This is a genomic window from Catenuloplanes atrovinosus (assembly GCF_031458235.1).
Lineage (GTDB): Bacteria > Actinomycetota > Actinomycetes > Mycobacteriales > Micromonosporaceae > Catenuloplanes > Catenuloplanes atrovinosus.
Map to the genome: position 1 here is coordinate 8,819,053 of NZ_JAVDYB010000001.1, position 19,313 is coordinate 8,838,365.

The window sequence follows — 19,313 nt, forward strand, 5'->3', positions numbered from 1 at the left end:
TGAAACCGTCAGACCGCGGTGGAGTCCGCGGTCAGTTCCTCGGCCGCCTTGCCGTCGCGCGCGTCCGGCGCGGTGGTGGTGCGGTTGCCGGCCGGCACGGTCGGCATCACGGCGGTGGGCGCGGCCGTGTTGCTCAGCGACGCGGGCGGGCCGTCCGTCTGCTTCGGCGGGACCGCGGCGGTCTGGGCGGCGCGCACGGCGTCGGTCGAGATCACCTGGGTGGCCTCGGCGTCCCGCGAGATCACCTGGGTGGTCTCCGCGCCGGCCGGCCCCGGCTTCGCGGCCTTCGCCGCGGCAGCGGCGTCGGCCAGATCCTGCTGAGAGATGACCTGCGTGGCGTCGTCGGCGGGCTTGCTCCCGGCGGGCGCGCCGGTGGCGGGCTTGTCCTCGGAAGCCTTGCCCTCCGCGGCGCCCTTGTCCCCACCAGCGCCCTTGTCCCCAGCACCCTTGTCCCCCACGCTCGAAGCCCCGGCGCTCGGAGCCCCGGCGGCGGCCGTGGAGGCCGGCTCCGTGGTGGACTTGTCCGCGGCCGGCCGCGTCGCGACCGGCACGACCTGCGTCTCATCCGGCCCGGCCGTCTCGGTCTTCGCCGACCCGCCCGTCGAGTCGGCCGCGGCGCCCGCCGAGCCGGCCGCGACATCCGTCGAATCGGCCGCCGCGTCCGCGGCACCGTCCGCCGGTCCGGCCGCCGCCGCGAGCACCGCCGCCGCCGCCAGTTCCGCGACCCGCTTGGCCTCGCGCTGCACCTGCCGGCGTACGTCGGACGCGTGCCGCTCGGCCGCCTCCGCGGAGCGCTGAGCGTCGCTGAGCCGCTTGAGCTCCGCGGCCAGCTGCTTCTGCACGCCGCTCAGCTTCTCGGCGACCTTGTCCGCCTCCTGGCGCGCGGTGAGCGACTGCTCGCGCATCTCGGCCAGGGCGGACTCGGTCGTGGAGATCTCCTCGCGCAGCGCGGTGAGCTGCTTCTGCGTGGTGGTGACCTCCTGCTGCACCGCGGTGAGCCGCGCGTGCGCCTCGGCCGCCTCCTTGTCCGCGGCGCGGCGGGCCTCGTTGAGCTGGCGCTCGGCGTCGGCGCGCTGGTCCGCGATCTGCTTCTCGGCCTCGGCGCGGAGCTGGCTGAGCTCCTGCGCCGCCGCCGTGCGGCGCTGCGCGACCTCGTGCTCCGCGGCGGTACGCAGCTCGGCCAGCTCCCGCTCGGCCGCCGCGTTGCGCTGGTTGATCTCCTGCTCGACGCTGCTGCGCCAGTGGCTGAGCTCCTGCTGCACCTGGGTGCGGGAGGACTGCACGTACGCCTCGGTCTCGGCGCGGGTGCGCTGCACGTACTGCTTGGTCTGCTCGGTGAGCTGGCGCGCCTCCTGCTGGGCGCGGGCGAGCGCGGCCTGCCCCTCGCTGCGTGCCTTGTCCGCCTCCTCGCGCGCCGCCGCGATCTCCGCCTCGGCGGTGGACCGGCGCTGCGCGTCGACCTTGTCCTCCTCGGCGCGGCGCGAGGCGAGCGCGATCTCGAAGTCGCGCGCGGCCTCGTGCGCGCGGGTGCGGGCCTCCCCGACCATGCGCTCCGCGTCCTCGCGTGCCTCGTTCAGCACGCGGTCGGCCTCGTTGCGCCGGTCCGCGATGTCCTGTGTGGCCTCGCTGCGGATCGCCTCGGCCTGGTCCTCCGCGAGCGCGAGGATCTGCTCCACGCGCGGGCCGAGGTGCCGGAACGACACGCGCTCGGGAGTGGCGGCCCGGCGTCGCAGCGCGGCGACCTCCGCCTTCAGCTGCTCGATCTCGCGGGCCATGCCCTGGATCTGCCCGTACGCCTGCTCGCGCTCGGTGGCGAGCGTGGCGATCTCGTTCTCGGCCCGGGCCACGTACCGATCGACCTGCTTGCGGTCGTAGCCCTTGAACTGTGACTCGAAGGTTGGCTCCAGAGCCACATCGTCGCCGAGATCGAAGATTTCCCCGCCGTGTGACATGGTTCCATCCTCACACACGCATCGTCCCGTCATGCACGGATACACACCGGCCTGACGGGACGTATGCGTCTCTTAGTGATCTGTCGCTTTTCGGGTGAAGCAACCGGGTTCTGCCAAACCCGGGGGACTTACCGTACCAACGAGCCGCACCGGCGCTCAGTTGTTGGCCTTGGCCGGAACCTTCTCGTCGGAGGCGTCGCCCTTGTCCGTGGTCTCGGCCTTGGCGGCGGCGGGAGCCGCGGCCGGGGCGGCGGCGGCCGGCGTGGGGACGATGCCGGCCAGGCCGGAGAGCATCTGACCGAGCTGGGACGTGACGGCGTCCTTCTGGCGGGTCAGGTCCTCGACCTCGCGGCGAGCGGCCTGCGTGGTGAGCTCGGCCTCGGTGCGGGCCTCGCTGACCAGGCGGTGCGCCTCGGCGCGCGCCTCGTTTATGGTCTTGTCGGAGAGGGCCTTGGCCTTCTCGACGGTCTCGTTCGCGTTGCGCTCGGACTCGACGCGGCGGGCCTCGGCGCGCTGCTCGATCTCCTTGGCGCGGTCCTCGGCGGCGCGGGCGCGCTCCTCGGCCTCGGCGACCATCTTCTGCGTGGCGGCGACCTGGGCGGCGTGGCGCTGCGACTCCTCGCGCTCCGCCTTCTCCCGGCGCTCGGCGAGCTCCAGCGCGAGGGCCTGCAGGTCCTTGTCGCGCTTGTCGCGGGCGTCGGTGAGCATCTTGGTCGCCTCGGCGCGCTTCTCCTCGGCCTCGCGGGCCGCCTTCGCCCGGAGCTGGGTGATCTCCCGCTCGGCGGTGGCGCGCAGCGTGGAGACCTCGCGCTCGACAGTGGACTTCAGCTCCGCGACCTCGTGGGCGGTGACGGTGCGCAGCTGCTTGGTCTCACGGTCGGCGTCGGCGCGCAGCGTGTCCGCCTCGCGGCGGGCCTGCACGCGGACCTCGGCGGCCTCGCGCTCGGCGTGCGTGCGGACCTGGCCGGCCTCGCGCTCCGCGGTCGCCTTCATGGCGGCGGCCTCGGCGCGGGCCTTGTCGGTGATCTCGCGGGCCTCCAGGCGGGCGGCGGAGAGGATGCCCTCCGACTCGCGCTTGGCCTCGCTGCGGTGATCGTTCGCCTGCTCCTCGGCGAGGCGGAGGATCTGCTCGACGCGCGTGCCCAGACCGGACAGCGTCGGGCGGTTGTTCTCCTCGAGCTGCTTGTTGGTGTCGGTCAGCTTCTGCTCGACCGAGCTGAGGCGCTGCTCAGCCTGGCGCAGGCGGCGCTGCGCGTCGTTCATCCGCTGCTCGGCCTCGGCCCGCGCCTGCTCCGACTGGTTCAGGGCGGCGACCAGCCGGCCCAGGTGCGCGTCCACCTGGCCGCGGTCGTAACCGCGGAGAACGACCGTGAAGTCGTGCTCGGATTTCGCGCTCTCGAAGAACGCGAGGGAAGAGTCCTGCTGCTGGGGCATTGGGACATACTGGCAGACGTACCCAGGTGCTTCGCAAGAGCGTACGGGGCATGTCCCGGACCGCTTTCATGGTCAACTCAGCAGGTCACCGGGCCGGTCGCCCGTTCGGTCCAGGAGGGATCGGCCGCTCGGTGAGGTGCGCCGGGCAGGCGTTTTGATGAGGTCGGATATCGGGCCTGATGAGCCACTAACTCCTGTAGACCCGACTCGTTGAACTTTGTCCGAAAAAGCGGAAAATTGCAGCTTGCGAATCGGGCGCTGCGCAGGTTAGCACACCGTGAGGCCCCAGGTACACGCCGTTGTGCACCCGCCTCCCCGGCCCGCGTGCGGCCCCGAGACTGCTTTATCTAGGCGCCGGCTGACCGCCGCCGGCCGATCCAAGATCAAAACCATGCGGCGGTACGGACGAGGGCGCGCTCGCTCCGCCCGGGACCGGCGCCGGGCTCGTGGCCGGGGCCCGGTCAGCGGGCGGGTTCGACCAGCTCCACCAGCACGCCGCCCGCGTCCTTGGGGTGCACGAAGTTGATCCGGGAGCCCGCGGTGCCGCGCCGCGGCTCCGGGTAGAGCAGCCGCATGCCGCGGGCCCGCAGCGCCGCGCAGGCCGCGTCCACGTCCGCCACGGTGTAGGCCACCTGCTGCACGCCCGGGCCGTTGCGGTCCAGGAACCGCGCGATGGTGGACTCCGGGCTCAGCGGGGCCAGCAACTGGAGGCGGCCGCCGTCCGGGTCCGGGCCGACCGCGAGCATCGCCTCGCGTACCCCCTGCTCGGGGTTGGTCTCCTGGTGCACGCACCGCATGTCGAAGACGCGGGCGTAGAACTCGATGGCGGCGTCGAGGTCCGCGACCGCGATGCCGACGTGGTCGATGCGGAGAATCCCGATCTCTCCGTGTGTGACGAATCCGGTATCGGGCTGTGAGGTCATGAGCGATAGTCTGACCCAAACAAGCGTTAAGGTCAGCGTCGACCCACAGGGGCGGTAGCGATGGGATCGGTAATCGTCGGCGGAGCGCGGACCCCGATGGGCCGGCTGCTCGGCAACCTCAAGGACTTCCCGGCCACGGCGCTCGGTGCGGTGGCGATCAGGGCGGCGCTGGAGCGGGCCGGCGTCGCGCCGGAGCAGGTGCAGTACGTGATCATGGGGCAGGTGCTCCAGGCCGGCGCGGGCCAGATCCCGGCGCGGCAGGCCGCGGTGGAGGCCGGCATCCCGATGTCGGTGCCCGCGGTGACGATCAACAAGGTGTGCCTGTCCGGGCTGGACGCGATCGCGCTGGCCGACCAGCTCATCCGCGCGGGCGAGTTCGACGTGGTGGTGGCCGGCGGCATGGAGTCGATGACCAACGCGCCGCACCTGCTGATGGGGCAGCGGCGGGGGTACAGGTACGGCGACGTGATCGTGAAGGACCACATGGCGCTGGACGGGCTCACCGACGCCTGGGACTGCTGCTCGATGGGCGAGTCCACCGAGCGGCACGGCGCGCGGCACGGCATCCCGCGCGAGGAGCAGGACGAGTTCGCCGCGACCAGTCACCAGCGGGCCGCCGCCGCGCAGAAGAACGGGCACTTCGCGGAGGAGATCGCGCCGGTCACCATCCCGCAGCGCACCGGCGAGCCGGTGGTGATCAGCGAGGACGAGGGCATCCGGCCGGACGCCACCGCGGAGTCGCTGTCCCGGCTGCGGCCCGCGTTCGCCAAGGACGGCACGATCACGGCCGGCAGCTCGTCGCCGATCTCCGACGGCGCGGCCGCGGTCGTGGTGATGAGCAGGGCCAAGGCGGAGGAGCTGGGGCTGAGCTGGATCGCGGAGATCGGCGCGCACGGCAACGTGGCCGGCCCGGACAACTCGCTGCACTCCCAGCCGTCCAACGCGATCAACGCGGCGCTGGCCAAGGAGGGGCTGACCGCGGCGGACCTGGACCTGGTCGAGATCAACGAGGCGTTCGCGCAGGTCGGCATCCAGTCCATCCGCGACCTCGGGATCAGCGGCGACATCGTGAACGTCAACGGCGGCGCGATCGCGCTCGGCCACCCGATCGGCATGTCCGGCGCCCGCCTCGCGCTCACGCTCGCGCTGGAGCTGCGCCGGCGCGGCGGCGGCGTGGGGGTGGCCGCGCTCTGCGGCGGTGGCGGGCAGGGCGACGCGCTGATCATCCGGGTGCCGTGACCGGCCGTCACGTGGCAGGCTCGGCGGGGTGACCTCCCTGCGCCGCAGCCGCGACATCCCCCTGCTGGTCGAGCACGCCCGCGACGGCGATCCGCGCGCGGTGGCCCGGCTGATCACGCTGGTCGAGTCCGGGGACGCGTCGCTGCCGGAGATGGCCGCGGCGCTGTCGCCGTACGCCGGGCGGGCGCGCGTCGTGGGCATCACCGGTTCGCCCGGCGTCGGCAAGTCCACCACCACGAACGAGCTGGTCCGGGCGCTGCGCAAGCGTGATCACCGGGTCGGTGTGCTGGCCGTCGACCCGTCCAGCCCGTTCAGCGGCGGCGCGATCCTCGGCGACCGCGTCCGGATGCAGGACCACGCCACGGACCCCGGCGTGTACATCCGGTCCATGTCCAACCGGGGCCACCTGGGCGGGCTGTCCGCGGCCACCCCGCAGGCCGTACGCGTGCTGGAGGGCGCCGGCTGCGACGTGGTGCTGGTCGAGACCGTGGGCGTCGGCCAGGCCGAGGTGGAGGTGGCGTCGCTGGCGGACACCACGGTGGTGCTGCTGGCACCCGGCATGGGCGACGCGATCCAGGCGGTCAAGGCCGGCATCCTGGAGATCGCGGACGTGTTCGTGGTGAACAAGGCCGACCGGGACGGCGCGGACGCCACGTACCGCGACATCCAGGGCATGATCGGCCTCGCCGATCGCGGCCCCGGGGAGTGGCGTCCGCAGGTGGTGCGCGCGGTGGCGTCCCGGGCCGAGGGCATCGACGACACGCTGGCCGCGCTGGACAGGCACCACGACTGGCTGGTCGCGCACGGCGAACTGGAGCGCCGTCGCGCCGCACGCGCGTCCGCGGAGGTGGAGGCGATCGCCCTCGGCGCGCTCCGCTCCCGGCTGACCGCGCTGCGCGGCGGAACGGCGCTGGCGGCCCTGGCCGCCGAGGTCGCCGCGGGCCACCGGGACCCCTACTCGGCCGCCGCGTCACTGCTGGACTCGCTCTAGCCGGTCGCCCCGGGGGAGCGTGACCGGGCGTCCGCCGTGAATCAGGCGGGGACGGGATGGTACGCCGGTCGTCGCTTCGCGGGTGGCCGAGCGGGGGGTCGTAGGGTGAGGGCGTGCCGAAGCTGGTCGATCATGAGGAGCGGCGGGCGGAGCTGCTGGCGGCGTCCTGGCGCGTGGTGCGGGAGCGGGGCGTGGACCGGCTCACCACCAGGGCCATCGCGGATGAGGCCGGGTGCTCGCTGAGCGTGCTGGCGCACTTCCTCGGTGGCAAGGACGACATCCTGGTGGCGGCGCAGACCGCGATGTACGAGCGGATCGTGGCGCGGGCGTGGCGGCTCGGCGGGGATCTGAAGGGGCTGGCCGCGCTGCGGGCGGCGCTGGAGGCGGCGCTCCCGTTCGACGACGAGCGGGCGGCGGACGCGCACGTCAACGTGGCGTTCGCGGGGGCGGCGCTGTCGCATCCACGGCTGGCGGCGTCGCGGCGGGAGTCGCACGTGGGCATCCGGGAGCTGCTGCGGGTCTGCATGCGCGAGGCGCGCGAGCTGGACGAGCTGGGCGCGGGCGTGGTCGACGAGGCCGTGATAGACGACTTCATCATCCTGGTGGAGGGCAGCGCGCTGCTCAGCCTGGTGGACGGCTGGGCGGAGGAGGGCCGGGCCGAGCGGCTGGCCCGGATCGCCACCGCGTTCGTCGACCGGCTCCGCTGACGAGGCCGCCGGGTTCCGCCGCGGTCGGCGGGTGCCACCCCCAGTCGGCGAGCGAGACAGCCGACTGAGTTGCCACATAGGACTTGCTGACCAGTCGGGCAGGACGCGCTGATCAGTCACCCGGAACGGATTGACCACTCACGCAGTCGGGACTGACCGAAGGATCAGAATCACCCGGGCTGGGCGGCGATCAGGGACCGGAACCAGTGCCAGGAGTCCTTCCGGGTGCGGCGCAGCGTGACTCGATCCACGTGGACCAGACCGAAGCGTTCGGCATATCCCGCTGCCCACTCGAAGTTGTCCAGCGCTGACCACACGTAGTATCCCCGCACCTCGACCCCCGCCGAGATCGCGTCGAGCACCGCGCGCAGGTGGGCGTCGAGATATGCCGTCCGCCGCTCGTCGGCCACCCGCCCGTCCGGCGATGGCGGCGCATCGTGGAAGGATGCGCCGTTTTCCGTGATCACGATTGGTGGCAGGGCCGGATAGCGGTCGTGCAACGTGGTCAGGATCGTGGTCAGGCCGGCCGGGACGATGGCCCAGCCGAAGTCGGTGCGGCTCGTGGCCTCCGGCGGGACCGGGGCGAAGGGCAGGTCCGGCGGGATCTCCACCTCCAGCACGCCGCGGTAGTCGCGGCCCGGGCGCGGCGCCTCGATCCGGGTCGGCTCGTAGTAGTTGACACCGTAGAAGTCCAGCGGCGCGGAGATGATCTCCAGGTCGCCGTCCCGGACCGGGAGCAGGTCCCGCACCGCGTCCGGATAGGCGCCGCGCAGGATCGGGTCGGCGAACGTCCAGTTCGTCAGCGTCGCGAACAGCTCCGCGGCGGCGACGTCGGCCGGGTCGTCGCCGGCGGGCGTGACCGGGAAGTGCTGCGCGGCGACGCCGACCGTGGCCGCGCCGGCCGCGCGCAGCGCCCGCACCGCCAGCCCGTGCGCCAGCAACTGATGGTGCGCCGCCGGCAGGGCGCCGAAGCCCAGGCCGCGGCCGGGCGCGTGCGCGGTCAGCGCGTACCCGTAGAGGACCTGCACGCTCATCTCGTTGAGCGTGATCCAGTCGCGGACGCGGTCGCCCAGCCGGCCGGCCAGGGTCGCGGCGTAGTCGGCGAACGCGTACGCGGTGTCCCGGGACAGCCAGCCGCCCGCGTCCTCCAGCGCCTGCGGCAGGTCCCAGTGGTAGATCGTCGGGACCGGGCGGACGCCGCGGGCCAGCAGCTCGTCGACCAGCCTGTCGTAGAAGTCCAGCCCGGGCTCGTTGACCGTGCCGGTGCCGGTGGGCAGCACCCGCGGCCAGGAGAACGAGAAGCGGTAGTCGTGCGCGCCGGCGTCCGCGACGTGCGCGACGTCCTCCGCGTACCGGTGGTAGTGGTCGATCGCGACGCGGCCGTGCTCGCCGTGCCGGACCGTGCCGGGCCGCGCGGTGAACGTGTCCCAGATCGACGGGCCCTTGCCGTCGGCGTCGAAGGCGCCCTCGATCTGGTACGCGGACGTGGCCATCCCGAACCGGAAGCCCGGCGGGAGCAGCGGGAGCCCGGTCATCCGCGCGCGTCCTCCCACATCGACACGTACGCCTCGGCGCCGCTCATCAGGTGCCGCTCCAGCAGCGGGCCCTCCGGGCCGGCCTGGCGGATCGCGTCCGTGACCCAGTCCGCGTACAGCCCGTACTGCGGCACGCCGTCGGTGTTCAGGTCGAACGTGCGGGTGCCGAAGACCTGCCGGTCCACGGTGGTGCCGTTCGGCGCGGTGAACGGGTACGCCTGCGGGCCGGCCGGCGGGCTCAGCTGCGGCGGCGGCAGCGGGCCCAGGCCGTTGACGTCGCTGCCCATGCCGTACCCGCTGATCGCGTCGCCGTTCGGGAGCGCCCGGTTGGTGCGCCACTCCTCCAGGAACGGGACCTCGCCGTCACCGGCGTCCGTCGCCGCGTGCGCGTAGCCCGCGACGAAGCCGCCGAGACCCAGCATGCGGTCGACCAGCGCGGGATCGGACCAGGAGTGCACGGACACCACGCCGGGGTAGCCGGCGGCCTCGGCCAGGTCCAGGACCGCGGACGCGGTGCGTACCCCCAGGTGGTCGAGGTGGATGATCATTCCGCGCTCCATCATGCGCGCGATCAGGTATTCGCCGAGCGGGGTCAGCCCGCGGGTGTTGCAGATCGGGCCGCTCGGATAGACCGGCAGGATCGTGCCGGCCGGCAGCTCCAGCTCGCCCAGCCGGAGCAGCTCCGCCAGCTCGTCACTGACCAGCGGCTGCGTGTTGTCGGCCGGGCCGGTGCAGGACTCCGCGGTCCACCAGTGGCCGGTGGTGAGCACGTTGCCGATGTTGACCGCGACGCCGGTGGCGCCGGAGTCGAAGCGGGTGCCGCCGAACGCGTTGTCGAACTTGTGCACCGGGTAGAGGCCGCTGACGCCCATCGCCTCCAGCTCGTCCAGGCCGGCGTCGATGTCCGCGGTGGTGCACTGCGGCACGTCCTGGATCTCCCGGCAGCCGAACAGCTCGGAGCTCTCCACGCCGACCGTGACCGCGAGCTTCCCCTCGGCCGCGATCGCGCGGACCTGCTCGGGCGTGGACGCGAGCCGGAACCAGCCCCGGCCGGGCCCGCCGCTCTGCGCGTCCACGTAGTCCTGCATCGAGCGCAGGTAGTCCGCCTGCGCCCGCAGCTGCGCGGTCTCGTCGCAGGACGTGTCGCGGGTCGGGTAGAGCTCGCAGATCACCCGGTTCGCCACCAGCAGCGTGTTGAGCACGCGCTGGCCGGACCGCCAGGCGCGCTCGATGCCGCGGAAGTAGGACTGTTCGTGCAGCAGGCTGTTGTGCTGCGGCCAGTCGCCGAACGTGGGCCAGCCGTCCTCGCGCGAGTCGATCGGGTCGGTGCCCGCGATGATCGCCTCCAGCAGCGCGCCGATGCCGAGCGTGGCGTGCGACGCGCAACCCCTCAGCGCGACCGCGGGGCCTCCGGCCGCCCACGCGTCGGCGCAGTGCAGGTCGCCGCCGAACGCGTCCGCGGCCGTGACGTGCGCGTGGCCGTCGATCCAGCCGTACAGCCGGCCGTCCGCGTCCACGCCGCGCGCCGCGGTGCCGGTCACCCCGGTCGCGATGTCCTCGACCGGGACGCAGCCGGTGGCCGGGGCGGCGGTCAGCGTGGCCGGAGTGCCGGCGCCGAGGCGCCCGAGCAACGTGCCGAGCCCCTGGCCGGTCTCGGTCGAGGTGAGCCGGTAGCGGCCGTCGCCGGTGGTGACCGTGGTCCAGTCGGCGCGGGCGCTGTAGCCGCGGCCGGGAAGAACGAAACCCACGGCGCTCTGGTACGGGTACGCGCCCGCCGCGTCGCGGATCGTGTAGCGGCCGAGCCCGGTGGCGTCGAACCGGAACCGCTCCGCCGCGGCGGCGACCGCGGTGAACCCGTACCCCCCGTTGTTCTTGGTGATGTGCCGGCCGTCCGGCGCGGCGAGCGTCACGCAGTCGTCGTCGAGATCGTAGGCGGCCGCCCACGCCGCGGCCTGCACCGGCGCGGGAACGACGAGGAGCAGGGCGGTCAGCGCGGCCTTCATCGGGCACCTCCGGTTGGGAGATCATCTGATCCACCAAGAGCCACCAGCATAGGGGCGGCGCGACGGGCGCGAAAGGGATAGGGTCCGGTCCATGTCCGTGCTGTCCGTCGACGGCGTCACGCTGGGCTACGGCGGCGAGCCGGTGCTGCGGGACGTCTCGGTGCGCGCCGAGCCCGGCCGGCTGCTGGCCGTCACCGGGCCGTCCGGCGCCGGCAAGACCACGCTGCTGCATGCCATGGCCGGGCTGCTGCGCCCGTCCGCCGGCGAGGTGCGCGTCGGCGACGAGGCCGTCCGCGACCGCGACCACGCGGTGTCCCGGCGCGTCGTGCTGGTGCCGCAGGACAACGGGCTGGCCTCGATCCTCACCGCCGGGGAGAACGTGCAGGTCGCGCTGATGGCGGTCGGCGTGCGCCCGGCGGACGCGCGCGCCGCCACCGCGGCCGCGCTGGCCTCGCTGGGCCTGGCGGAGCAGGCCGGGCAGTTGGTCGAGGAGCTGTCCGGCGGTCAGCAGCAGCGCACCGCGCTGGCCCGCGGGCTGGCGCTGGCCGGTGACGTGCTGCTGGCCGACGAGGTGACCAGCGAGCTGGACGCGGTGAACCGGCAGCGGGTGCTGGAGCGGCTGCGCGCGGAGGCCGACCGGGGCGCGGCCGTCGTGTTCGCCACGCACGACGCGGAGGCGGCCGCGTTCTGCGACGCGGAGCTGCATCTGCGAGATGGCCGCGCGGAGAGCTTAGCGATCGTTAAGTCCGCGCCCTAGACTGGCGGCATGGATGCCGAGCAGATCGCCGCCGGCCGTGCGCGCTGGCAGGCCCGGTACGACGCGGCCCGCAAACGGGACGCGGACTTCACCACGCTCTCCGGCGAGCCGGTCGCGCCGCTCTACGGCCCCCCGCCCGACGCCGACCTGCCCGGCTTCGCGCGGATCGGCTGGCCCGGCGAGTTCCCGTACACGCGCGGGCTGTATCCGACCGGCTACCGCGGCCGGGCGTGGACCATCCGGCAGTTCTCCGGGTTCGGCAACGCGCGGCAGACCAACGAGCGGTACAAGATGCTGCTCGCGGCCGGGGGCGGCGGCCTCTCCGTGGCGTTCGACATGCCCACGCTGATGGGGTACGACTCGGACGACGCCCGCGCGCTCGGCGAGGTCGGGCACTGCGGCGTCGCGGTGGACTCGGCCGCGGACATGGACGTGCTCTTCGACGGCATCGACCTGGGCGCGGTCACCACCAGCATGACCATCTCCGGCCCGGCCGTGCCGATCTTCTGCATGTACCTGGTGGCCGCGGAGCGTCAGGGCGCCGCGCTCGGGTCGCTGGACGGCACGCTGCAGACCGACATCTTCAAGGAGTACATCGCGCAGAAGGAGTGGCTGTTCGCGCCGGAGCCGCACCTGCGCCTGATCGGCGACCTGATGGAGTTCTGCGCGGCGGAGATCCCGCGCTACAAGCCGCTGTCCGTCTCCGGCTACCACATCCGGGAGGCGGGCTCGACGGCCGCGCAGGAGTTGGCGTACACGCTGGCGGACGGCTTCGGCTACGTGGAACTGGGCCTGTCCCGGGGGCTGGACGTCAACCGGTTCGCGCCCGGGCTGAGCTTCTTCTTCGACGCGCACGTGGACTTCTTCGAGGAGATCGCGAAGTTCCGGGCCGCGCGCCGGATCTGGGCCCGCTGGCTGCGCGACGTCTACGGCGCCACCGACGAGCGCGCGATGTGGCTGCGCTTCCACACGCAGACCGCGGGCGTGTCGCTCACCGCGCAACAGCCGGTCAACAACGTGGTACGGACCGCGGTGGAGGCGCTCGCGGCCGTGCTCGGCGGCACCAACTCGCTGCACACCAACGCGCTGGACGAGACGCTGGCGCTGCCCACCGAGGAGTCCGCGGAGATCGCGCTGCGCACCCAGCAGGTGCTGATGGAGGAGACCGGCGTGGCGAACGTGGCCGACCCGCTCGGCGGCTCCTGGTACGTGGAGGCGCTCACCGACCGGATCGAGGAGGCGGCCGAGGCGATCTTCACGCGCATCCGCGACCTCGGCGGCGACGGCACCATCACGTCCGGCATCCTGCGCGGCATCGAGGACGGCTGGTTCACCTCGGAGATCGCCGAGTCGGCGTTCGCGTACCAGGCGGCGCTGGAGAAGGGCGACAAGCGGATCGTCGGCGTGAACGTCCACACCGGTACGGTCACGAAGGACCTGGAGATCCTGCGCATCTCGCACGAGGTCGAGCTGGAGCAGCGCAAGACGCTGGCCCGGCGGCGCGCCGCGCGGGACGGCGCGGGGGTGCGGCGCGCGCTGGACGAGCTGGCGGCGGCGTGCCGTACCGACGTGAACCTGATCCCGGCCATGCTGGACGCCGCCCGCGCGGAGGCCACGCTCGGCGAGATCTGCGGCGTGCTGCGTCACGAGTGGGGCGTCTACCGGGAGCCGGCCCGCTTCTGAGCAACAGCCTGGTATCGGTTCCCGGAGACGGGGACGCCGGACCGGCCCGAGATCGCCTACCGTCGCAGTGACGGGCGGCGATCCATGGGGGTGGGCGGCATGCTGGGACTGCTGGCGGGCCTGATCCGCGGCCATCGCGCCCGGCTGCTGATCTTCGCGCTGCTGGCCGGGCTGTGCGTGGCCGCCGCGGCCGCCATCCCGGCCTGGTCCGGCGCGGCCGCGACCGGCACCACGGTGTCCGCGCTCGGCGACACCGCGCCCGGTGACCGGTCGGCGCGGCTCGGCGGCGTCCTGCGCCCCGACCCGCTCGCGCTGGCCGCCTCCGCGACCGTGGCGGCCGACCTGCTGCCCGGCGCCCGGTTCACGCGGTACGCCGCGGTCGGCGCCACCGTCACCGGCGCCGGCCCGGACGGCCCGGAGACGTTCCGGCTCCACCACCTGGACGGCGCCTGCGCCCGCCTGGTCCTGGACGGCGCCTGCGCGGACGGCCCGGGCGAGATCATGATGTCGGCCGAGACCGCCGCGCGGTTCGGCGTCGCGGCCGGCGACCGGATCGGCCTCCAGGGCGCGCCCGGCGCGGCCGTGCCGTTCACCGTCACCGGCGTGTTCCGGCCGGCCGAGGTGGACGACGAGTTCTGGACCGTGCGCACCGCGCCCGGCCTGACCCCGGACCGCGGCGCGCTGCTCGGCGACCGCGGGGGGTTCGAGCCGCTCGGCGTGCCGGCCACCGACGTGACGTACGACTACGTGCTGCGCACCGACGTGCCGCTGGACGTGCCCGCGATCCGCGCCGACCTGGCCGGGCTCACCCCGCAGCGGCTCGACGACCTGATCCTCAACACCCGGCTGCCCGTGCTGCTCGACGGGCTGCGCGGCAACGAGGACGCGCTGTTCCGCGGCGCCACCGTCACCGCCGCGCAGCTCGCGCTGCTCGGCGGGTTCGTGCTGCTGCTGGCCGCCGCGCAGCTCGCGGCCGAGCGCCGGGACGAGGCCGCGCTCGCGGCGCTGCGCGGCGCGCCGGCCGGCACCAGGAGCCTGGTCGCGGTCACGCCCGGCCTGCTCGCCGTGCTGATCGCGGCGCCGGCCGGGCTGGCCGCCGGCTACGGCGCGGCGGCGCTGGCCGCGCGCGCCGAGTTCAGTGCCGTGCCGCCGCCCGAGCCGTCGCTGGCCTGGGCCGGCGTGGCCGCGCTCGGCTGCGTCGCCGTGGTGCTGATCGCGGCCGTGGTGCACCGGCCGCGCGGCCCGGTGCTGGAGGGGCTGCGCCGCACGCCGTCCCGGCTCCGGGTCCAGCCGCTGGACGCGGTCACGCTGGTCGTCCTGGCGCTCGCGGCCGCGGCCTGGTTCGAGATCGACAGCGCCGGCGCGCCCGCGGCCGAGGGCGTGGCGCTGCTCGGGCCCGCGCTGTTCGCGCTCGGCGGCGGGCTGCTGGCCGCGCGCCTGGTGCCGCCGCTCGCCGCGCGCGTGGCCACGCACCGGTTGCGCACCGGGCGGCTCGGCTCCGGGCTGGCCGCGCTGCAACTGGCCCGGCGGCCCGGCGGCCACCGCGTGATCACGCTTTTCGCCGCTGCGATCGCGCTGCTGGTCCAGGCCGTCGCCGCGGCCGACCTGGGCGTCCGGGCCGCCGGCGAACGCGCCCGGTGGGAGGTCGGCGCGGACCGGGTGCTCGCGGTGCGCTCGACCGGCCCGCAGGCGCTGCGCGACGCCGTGCACCGGGCCGACCCGGACGGGCGGTGGGCGATGCCGGTGCTGCGCGCCCGGCACGGCGGCGCCCCGCTGCTCGCGGTGGAGCCGGAGCGGGCGGTCGCGGTCATGGCCCGGCCGCGCGGGCTCGACCCCGGCCGGCTGGACGCGCTGCCCGGCCTGCTCCGGGCGGACACCAACCCGGTGGTGACGGTCGACGGCGGCACGCTGGTGCTGGACGTGGAGGTGGACGAGCTGTCCACCGCGGACGACCTCGCGGTGCACCTGGTCGACCCGGCCGGCACGCCGGTGACGGTCAGCCTGCCGCTGCCGCTCACACCCGGGCGCACCACGGTCCGGGCGCCGGTCGAGGGCTGCGCGGCCGGCTGCCGGCTGGTCTACCTCGGGTTCGTGCCCGGGCCGGCCGGCCTGCGCCTGCTCGAGCTGCGCCAGGAGGGGCCGGACCGGACCGTGCTCACCGGCGCGGAGCTCGGCGCGCCCGGTCGCTGGCGGCCCGGCTTCAACCTCGGCGCCGCGCTGCTGTCGATGCGGCAGGACGGCCCGTGGCTGGCCGCCCGGTTCGAGGGCACCAGCCCGCGCGACTCGCCGATCGAGGTCCGGGTGCGGCAGGCGGACGTGCCGGTGCCGGTCCCGGTGGTGGTGGCCGCGGCCGAGGCGGGCGTGCAGGCGGACGGCATCCGCGAGGCCACCGGCTTCGACCTCAGCACGTGGCCGGTCACCATGACCGGCGGGCTGCCCTCGGTGCCCGGCCTCGGCCACAACGGCCTGCTGATCGACTACGAGTACGCGGTACGGCTGCTGGAGGGGCCGGCGCTGAACGCGACCTACGAGGTGTGGCTGGCCCCGGACGCGCCGGCCGGGGTGCGCGACGACCTGCGCGCGGCCGGGCTGACCGTGGTGGGCGAGACCACGATCGACGCGCGGGCCGCCGAGCTGCGCGCGCAGGGGCCCGGGCAGGCCGCCCGGCTGCACCTGGCCGCCGCCCTCTTCGGCATGGTGCTGGCGCTGGCCGGGATCGTGCTGGTCGGCACCGTGGAACGGTCCCGGCGCGCGGCCGACCTGGGCGCGCTGCGGGCGCAGGGCCTGTCCGCCTCGGCCGCGGGCACCGCGTCCCGGTGGGACCGGGTGGTGCTGGTGCTGTCCGGCGTCACGGCCGGCGTGCTGCTCGGACGGCTCAGCTGGGCCGTGCACGACGGGCTGCTGCCGGTCTTCGCGGACGGCGCCGCACCGTCCGTGCCCGTGCAGCCGTACTGGGCGGCGGCCGCGGTGGCGGTGGCGACCGCGGCGCTGCTCACCGCCGCGCTCCGCCGCGACTCCCGCCCGGATCGGGCATCACCAGCCCGCGGCCGGGCATCCCGGGCGGGGGACCGGCCGTGATCGCGCTGGTGCGCGCCGCGCTGCGCGCCCGGTGGCGGTCCGCGCTGGTGATGATGCTGCTCGCGGCCGCCGCCGCGGGTGCCGCCGCCGCGCCGCTGCTCTACGAGCCGGCCGCCCGCCGCGCCGCCACCGTCACCGAGGTCGCCGCGGCCCCGGCCGCCGAGCGCCGGCTCACGGCCGAGCGGCACCTCTCACCCGTGGTGCCGGACCGCACACAGCCGGAGCGCGCGTTCCCGCCGGAGCTGATCGGTGACCTGCCGACCGTGGCCGGGTTCGACTCGATCGGCGGGCTCTGGACGAACGGGCTGATCGTCGACCCCGCGGCCCTGCCGCCGGACCCGGGCGAGACGCTGACCGGGCTGAACGGCACGCTCGCCTGGCGGAGTGAGGTGTGCGCGCACCTCACGGTCACGGCCGGGCGCTGCGCCACCGGATACAACGAGATCGTGGCCAGCGCGCGGACGGCCGACCGGGCCGCGCTCGCGGTCGGCGACACCGTGGTCTTCCACACCTCGGACCGGTACCCGCTGAACCGGTACACCGTGGTCGGCCTGTACACGCCGGCCGACCCGGCCGCGGGCTACTGGGCCGGGCGCCCGTTCTTCGCCGGGTGGCAGGCGCGCGATCCGGTCGCGGACCCGTTCTTCACCACCCGGGAGACCGTGCACCGCACGCTCTCCGCCGACTACGTCGAGGCGGCCGACCTGGTCGCCCGGCCGGAGGCGTTCCCGGGCCCGGCGCGTACCGCCACGGACGTGGTGGGCCGCTGGGCGGCCGGCACCGAGTGGTCGGTACGGACCGACCTGCACGCGCTGGACGCCCGGATCACGGCCGGCGACGCCCAGCTCCGCGACGGGCTGGCGCTGGCCGGGCTGCCGCTGGTGCTGCTCGCCTGGCTGGTGCTCTGGTTCGCGGTCTCGTTCGGCGTGGCGCTGCGCCGCACCGAGGCCGGCCTGTTCGCGCTGCGCGGCACGCCGTCGTCGCTGCGCTGGGCGCTGGTCCTCGCGGAGGCGGTGCTCCCGGTGCTGGCCGGCACGCCGCTCGGCTACCTGGCGGCCTGGCTGCTGGTCTCGGTCGTGTCCGCGACCACGCTGGACGGCGCGCCCACGGTGACGCCGGCCGCGGGCTCGATGTGGTACGCGGTCGCGGCCGTCGCCGGCGCGCTGCTGGTCGGCCTGGCCGCGCAGTGGCGGGCCGTGGTCGCGCCGGTCGCGGTGCTGCTGCGCGCCACGCCGGCCCGGCACCGGCAGGTCGCGGTGAGCACGCTGGACGTGGTGGCCGGCGCGCTGGCCGCCGCCGCGGCGTACCAGGTGAGCGCCGTCGACGAGCCGGCCGGCGGGCTGGAACTGCTGGTCCCGATGCTGATCGCGCTCACCGCCGGGCTGCTCGGCGCGCGGCTCGCCGGGCTGCTGGCCGGGCGCGCGGCCGGCCGGGCGCTGCGCCGCGGCCGGCTGGTGCGCGGGCTGGCCGCCGCCGAGTTCGCCCGCCAGCCGGCCCAACTGCGCGTCGTGGCGATCTCCGTCATCGTGTTCGCGCTGGTCGGCTTCTCGGCCACCGCGTCCGTGGTGGCGGCGGAGGGCCGCGGCGATCGGGCCCGGATCGACCTGGGCGCGCCCCGCGTGCTCACCGTCGCGGACGCGGGCGAGCAGGACCTGCTGCGCGCCGTGCGCGCGGCCGACCCGGAGGGCCGGTACGCGATGGCGACCGCGCGGATCACCCGGGCCGAGCTGGACGCGCTCGCGGTGGACAGCACCCGGCTGGCGACGGTCGCGGACTGGGACCCGCGCTTCGGCCCGGACGCGGCCACGGTCGCGTCACTGATCCGGCCCCGCCCGGCCACCCCGCTGCGGATCACCGGCGAGTCCGTGACCGTGCGCGCGACCGCGGTGTCGCCACCGCCGGACACCCGCCTCTGGATCACGCTGCTGCCGGCCACCGGCCCGATCGTCCGGGTGCGGGCCGGCGACCTGCGGGACGGGACGCACGAGTACCGGGCCGCCGTCCCGGCCTGCGCGACCGGCTGCCGGCTCGGCGTGCTGGAGGTGGAGACGCCGTTCGCCGTGGAGTACGCGGTGGACGTGACCGTCTCCGCGATCACGGACGCGACCGGGCCGGTCGACGCGGGCCTGACCGACCCGGCCCGGTGGCGCGTCACCTCCGGCTCCGTGCTGGACAGCCCGGACCTGGCCGTGGACGCGCGCGGCGCCCGGCTGTCCCACACCGGCCGCGGACGGCCCGACCTGCGGCTGATCCCGGTCGTGACGCCGGTCCCGCTGCCCGTGGTCACCGGCGGCGAACCGGACGACGTGCTCCCGTCCGCGACCGGGCCGGTCCCGATCGCGCGCGCCGGGCACCTCGCGGCCGGGCCGGCCGGCGCGATCACACTGGTCGACCTGGAGTACGCGGACCTCGCCGCCTACGACGCCGCGATGGCCGCCGAGCCGCAGGTCTGGCTGCGCGCGGACACGCCGGACTCGGTGGTGACGGCACTGACCACGCACGGGCTGGTGATCACGGGCGAGCGCACGGTGGCGGAGCGGACCACGGTCCTGGCCGGCCAGGGCGCCGCGCTGGCGCTGCGATTCCACCTGCTCACCGCGGCCGGCGCGGTGCTGCTCGGCGTGGGCGCGCTCCTCGTGCTCGGCGCGGACCGGCCGCGGCGGGTCCGGCAGCTGCGCGCGCTGCGGGCGCAGGGCCTGGGCGCCGGGCCGGCGTGGCGGAGCCAACTGGTCGCGCAGCTCGCGGTGGTCGGCGCGGGCGTGGTGCTGGGGCTGGCCGCGGGCGCGCTCGCCTGGTGGATGACGCGCGGCGCGATCACGTACTACGTGGACGACTGGGCGGGTCCGGCCCCGCCGGACTGGCCGCGGGCCGAGGCGCTGCTCGGGCCGGTCACCGCGCTGGTGGTGCTGTCTCTGGTGGCGGCCGGTTCGGCGCTGTCGCTGCGCCGGGCGGTGGAGGAGCGATGAGCCGATCCGGGGGTACGGACGCGCCTCGGTCCGGGCCGCGCGGCG

General features: G+C 75.2%; 12 protein-coding genes. 7 read left to right on the plus strand and 5 right to left on the minus strand.

Annotated elements, in window-relative coordinates; translation table 11 throughout:
- Positions 1-8: 8 nt before the first annotated feature.
- The 3 genes from J2S41_RS39455 to mce form a co-directional block, all read right to left on the minus strand.
- Complete coding sequence (locus J2S41_RS39455; protein WP_310376089.1) at positions 9-1,952, minus strand: coiled-coil domain-containing protein; 1,944 nt, start codon at positions 1,950-1,952, stop codon at positions 9-11.
- A gap of 156 nt (positions 1,953-2,108) precedes the next feature.
- Positions 2,109-3,386: a DivIVA domain-containing protein gene (locus J2S41_RS39460; RefSeq protein ID WP_310376091.1), complete on the minus strand. Its 1,278-nt coding sequence runs from the start codon at positions 3,384-3,386 to the stop codon at positions 2,109-2,111.
- Positions 3,387-3,847: 461 nt separating this feature from the next.
- A complete protein-coding gene (gene mce, locus J2S41_RS39465; protein ID WP_310376093.1) occupies positions 3,848-4,309 on the minus strand; it encodes a methylmalonyl-CoA epimerase in 462 nt (153 codons plus the stop codon).
- A 60-nt stretch (positions 4,310-4,369) separates the two neighbouring features.
- On the opposite strand from mce, the gene J2S41_RS39470 reads away from it, so the two are divergent.
- The 3 genes from J2S41_RS39470 to J2S41_RS39480 all read left to right on the plus strand — a co-directional run bounded on the left by J2S41_RS39470 (position 4,370) and on the right by J2S41_RS39480 (position 7,246).
- Positions 4,370-5,548, plus strand: a complete 1,179-nt coding sequence (locus J2S41_RS39470) for an acetyl-CoA C-acetyltransferase (protein ID WP_310376095.1) — start codon at positions 4,370-4,372, stop codon at positions 5,546-5,548.
- A gap of 28 nt (positions 5,549-5,576) precedes the next feature.
- Positions 5,577-6,539 (plus strand): methylmalonyl Co-A mutase-associated GTPase MeaB, encoded by a 963-nt coding sequence (meaB, locus tag J2S41_RS39475; protein WP_310376097.1) that lies wholly within the window; start codon positions 5,577-5,579, stop codon positions 6,537-6,539.
- Between the two features lie 113 nt (positions 6,540-6,652).
- Entirely contained in the window at positions 6,653-7,246 is a 594-nt protein-coding gene (locus J2S41_RS39480) for a TetR/AcrR family transcriptional regulator (protein ID WP_310376099.1), read from the plus strand.
- A gap of 170 nt (positions 7,247-7,416) precedes the next feature.
- Here J2S41_RS39480 and J2S41_RS39485 read toward each other — a convergent pair whose 3' ends face one another.
- Positions 7,417-8,781: a GH1 family beta-glucosidase gene (locus J2S41_RS39485; RefSeq protein WP_310376101.1), complete on the minus strand. Its 1,365-nt coding sequence runs from the start codon at positions 8,779-8,781 to the stop codon at positions 7,417-7,419.
- Complete coding sequence (locus J2S41_RS39490; RefSeq protein WP_310376103.1) at positions 8,778-10,784, minus strand: hypothetical protein; 2,007 nt, start codon at positions 10,782-10,784, stop codon at positions 8,778-8,780. The genes J2S41_RS39485 and J2S41_RS39490 overlap by 4 nt, the downstream gene beginning before the upstream one ends.
- Positions 10,785-10,875: 91 nt before the next feature.
- On the opposite strand from J2S41_RS39490, the gene J2S41_RS39495 reads away from it, so the two are divergent.
- From J2S41_RS39495 to J2S41_RS39510, 4 genes are all read left to right on the plus strand, one after another.
- A complete protein-coding gene (locus J2S41_RS39495; protein ID WP_310376105.1) occupies positions 10,876-11,541 on the plus strand; it encodes an ATP-binding cassette domain-containing protein in 666 nt (221 codons plus the stop codon).
- A 9-nt stretch (positions 11,542-11,550) separates the two neighbouring features.
- The gene (gene icmA, locus J2S41_RS39500) at positions 11,551-13,224 is read left to right on the plus strand and encodes a coenzyme B12-dependent isobutyryl-CoA mutase large subunit (protein WP_310376107.1); all 1,674 of its coding nucleotides are present in this window, start codon (positions 11,551-11,553) and stop codon (positions 13,222-13,224) included.
- A gap of 99 nt (positions 13,225-13,323) precedes the next feature.
- Positions 13,324-16,302: an FtsX-like permease family protein gene (locus tag J2S41_RS39505; RefSeq protein ID WP_310376109.1), complete on the plus strand. Its 2,979-nt coding sequence runs from the start codon at positions 13,324-13,326 to the stop codon at positions 16,300-16,302.
- On the plus strand, positions 16,299-19,268 hold the full coding sequence (locus tag J2S41_RS39510; RefSeq protein WP_310376111.1) for an FtsX-like permease family protein: 2,970 nt from the start codon (positions 16,299-16,301) through the stop codon (positions 19,266-19,268). Before J2S41_RS39505 ends, J2S41_RS39510 begins: the two co-directional genes overlap by 4 nt.
- Positions 19,269-19,313: the final 45 nt, after the last annotated feature.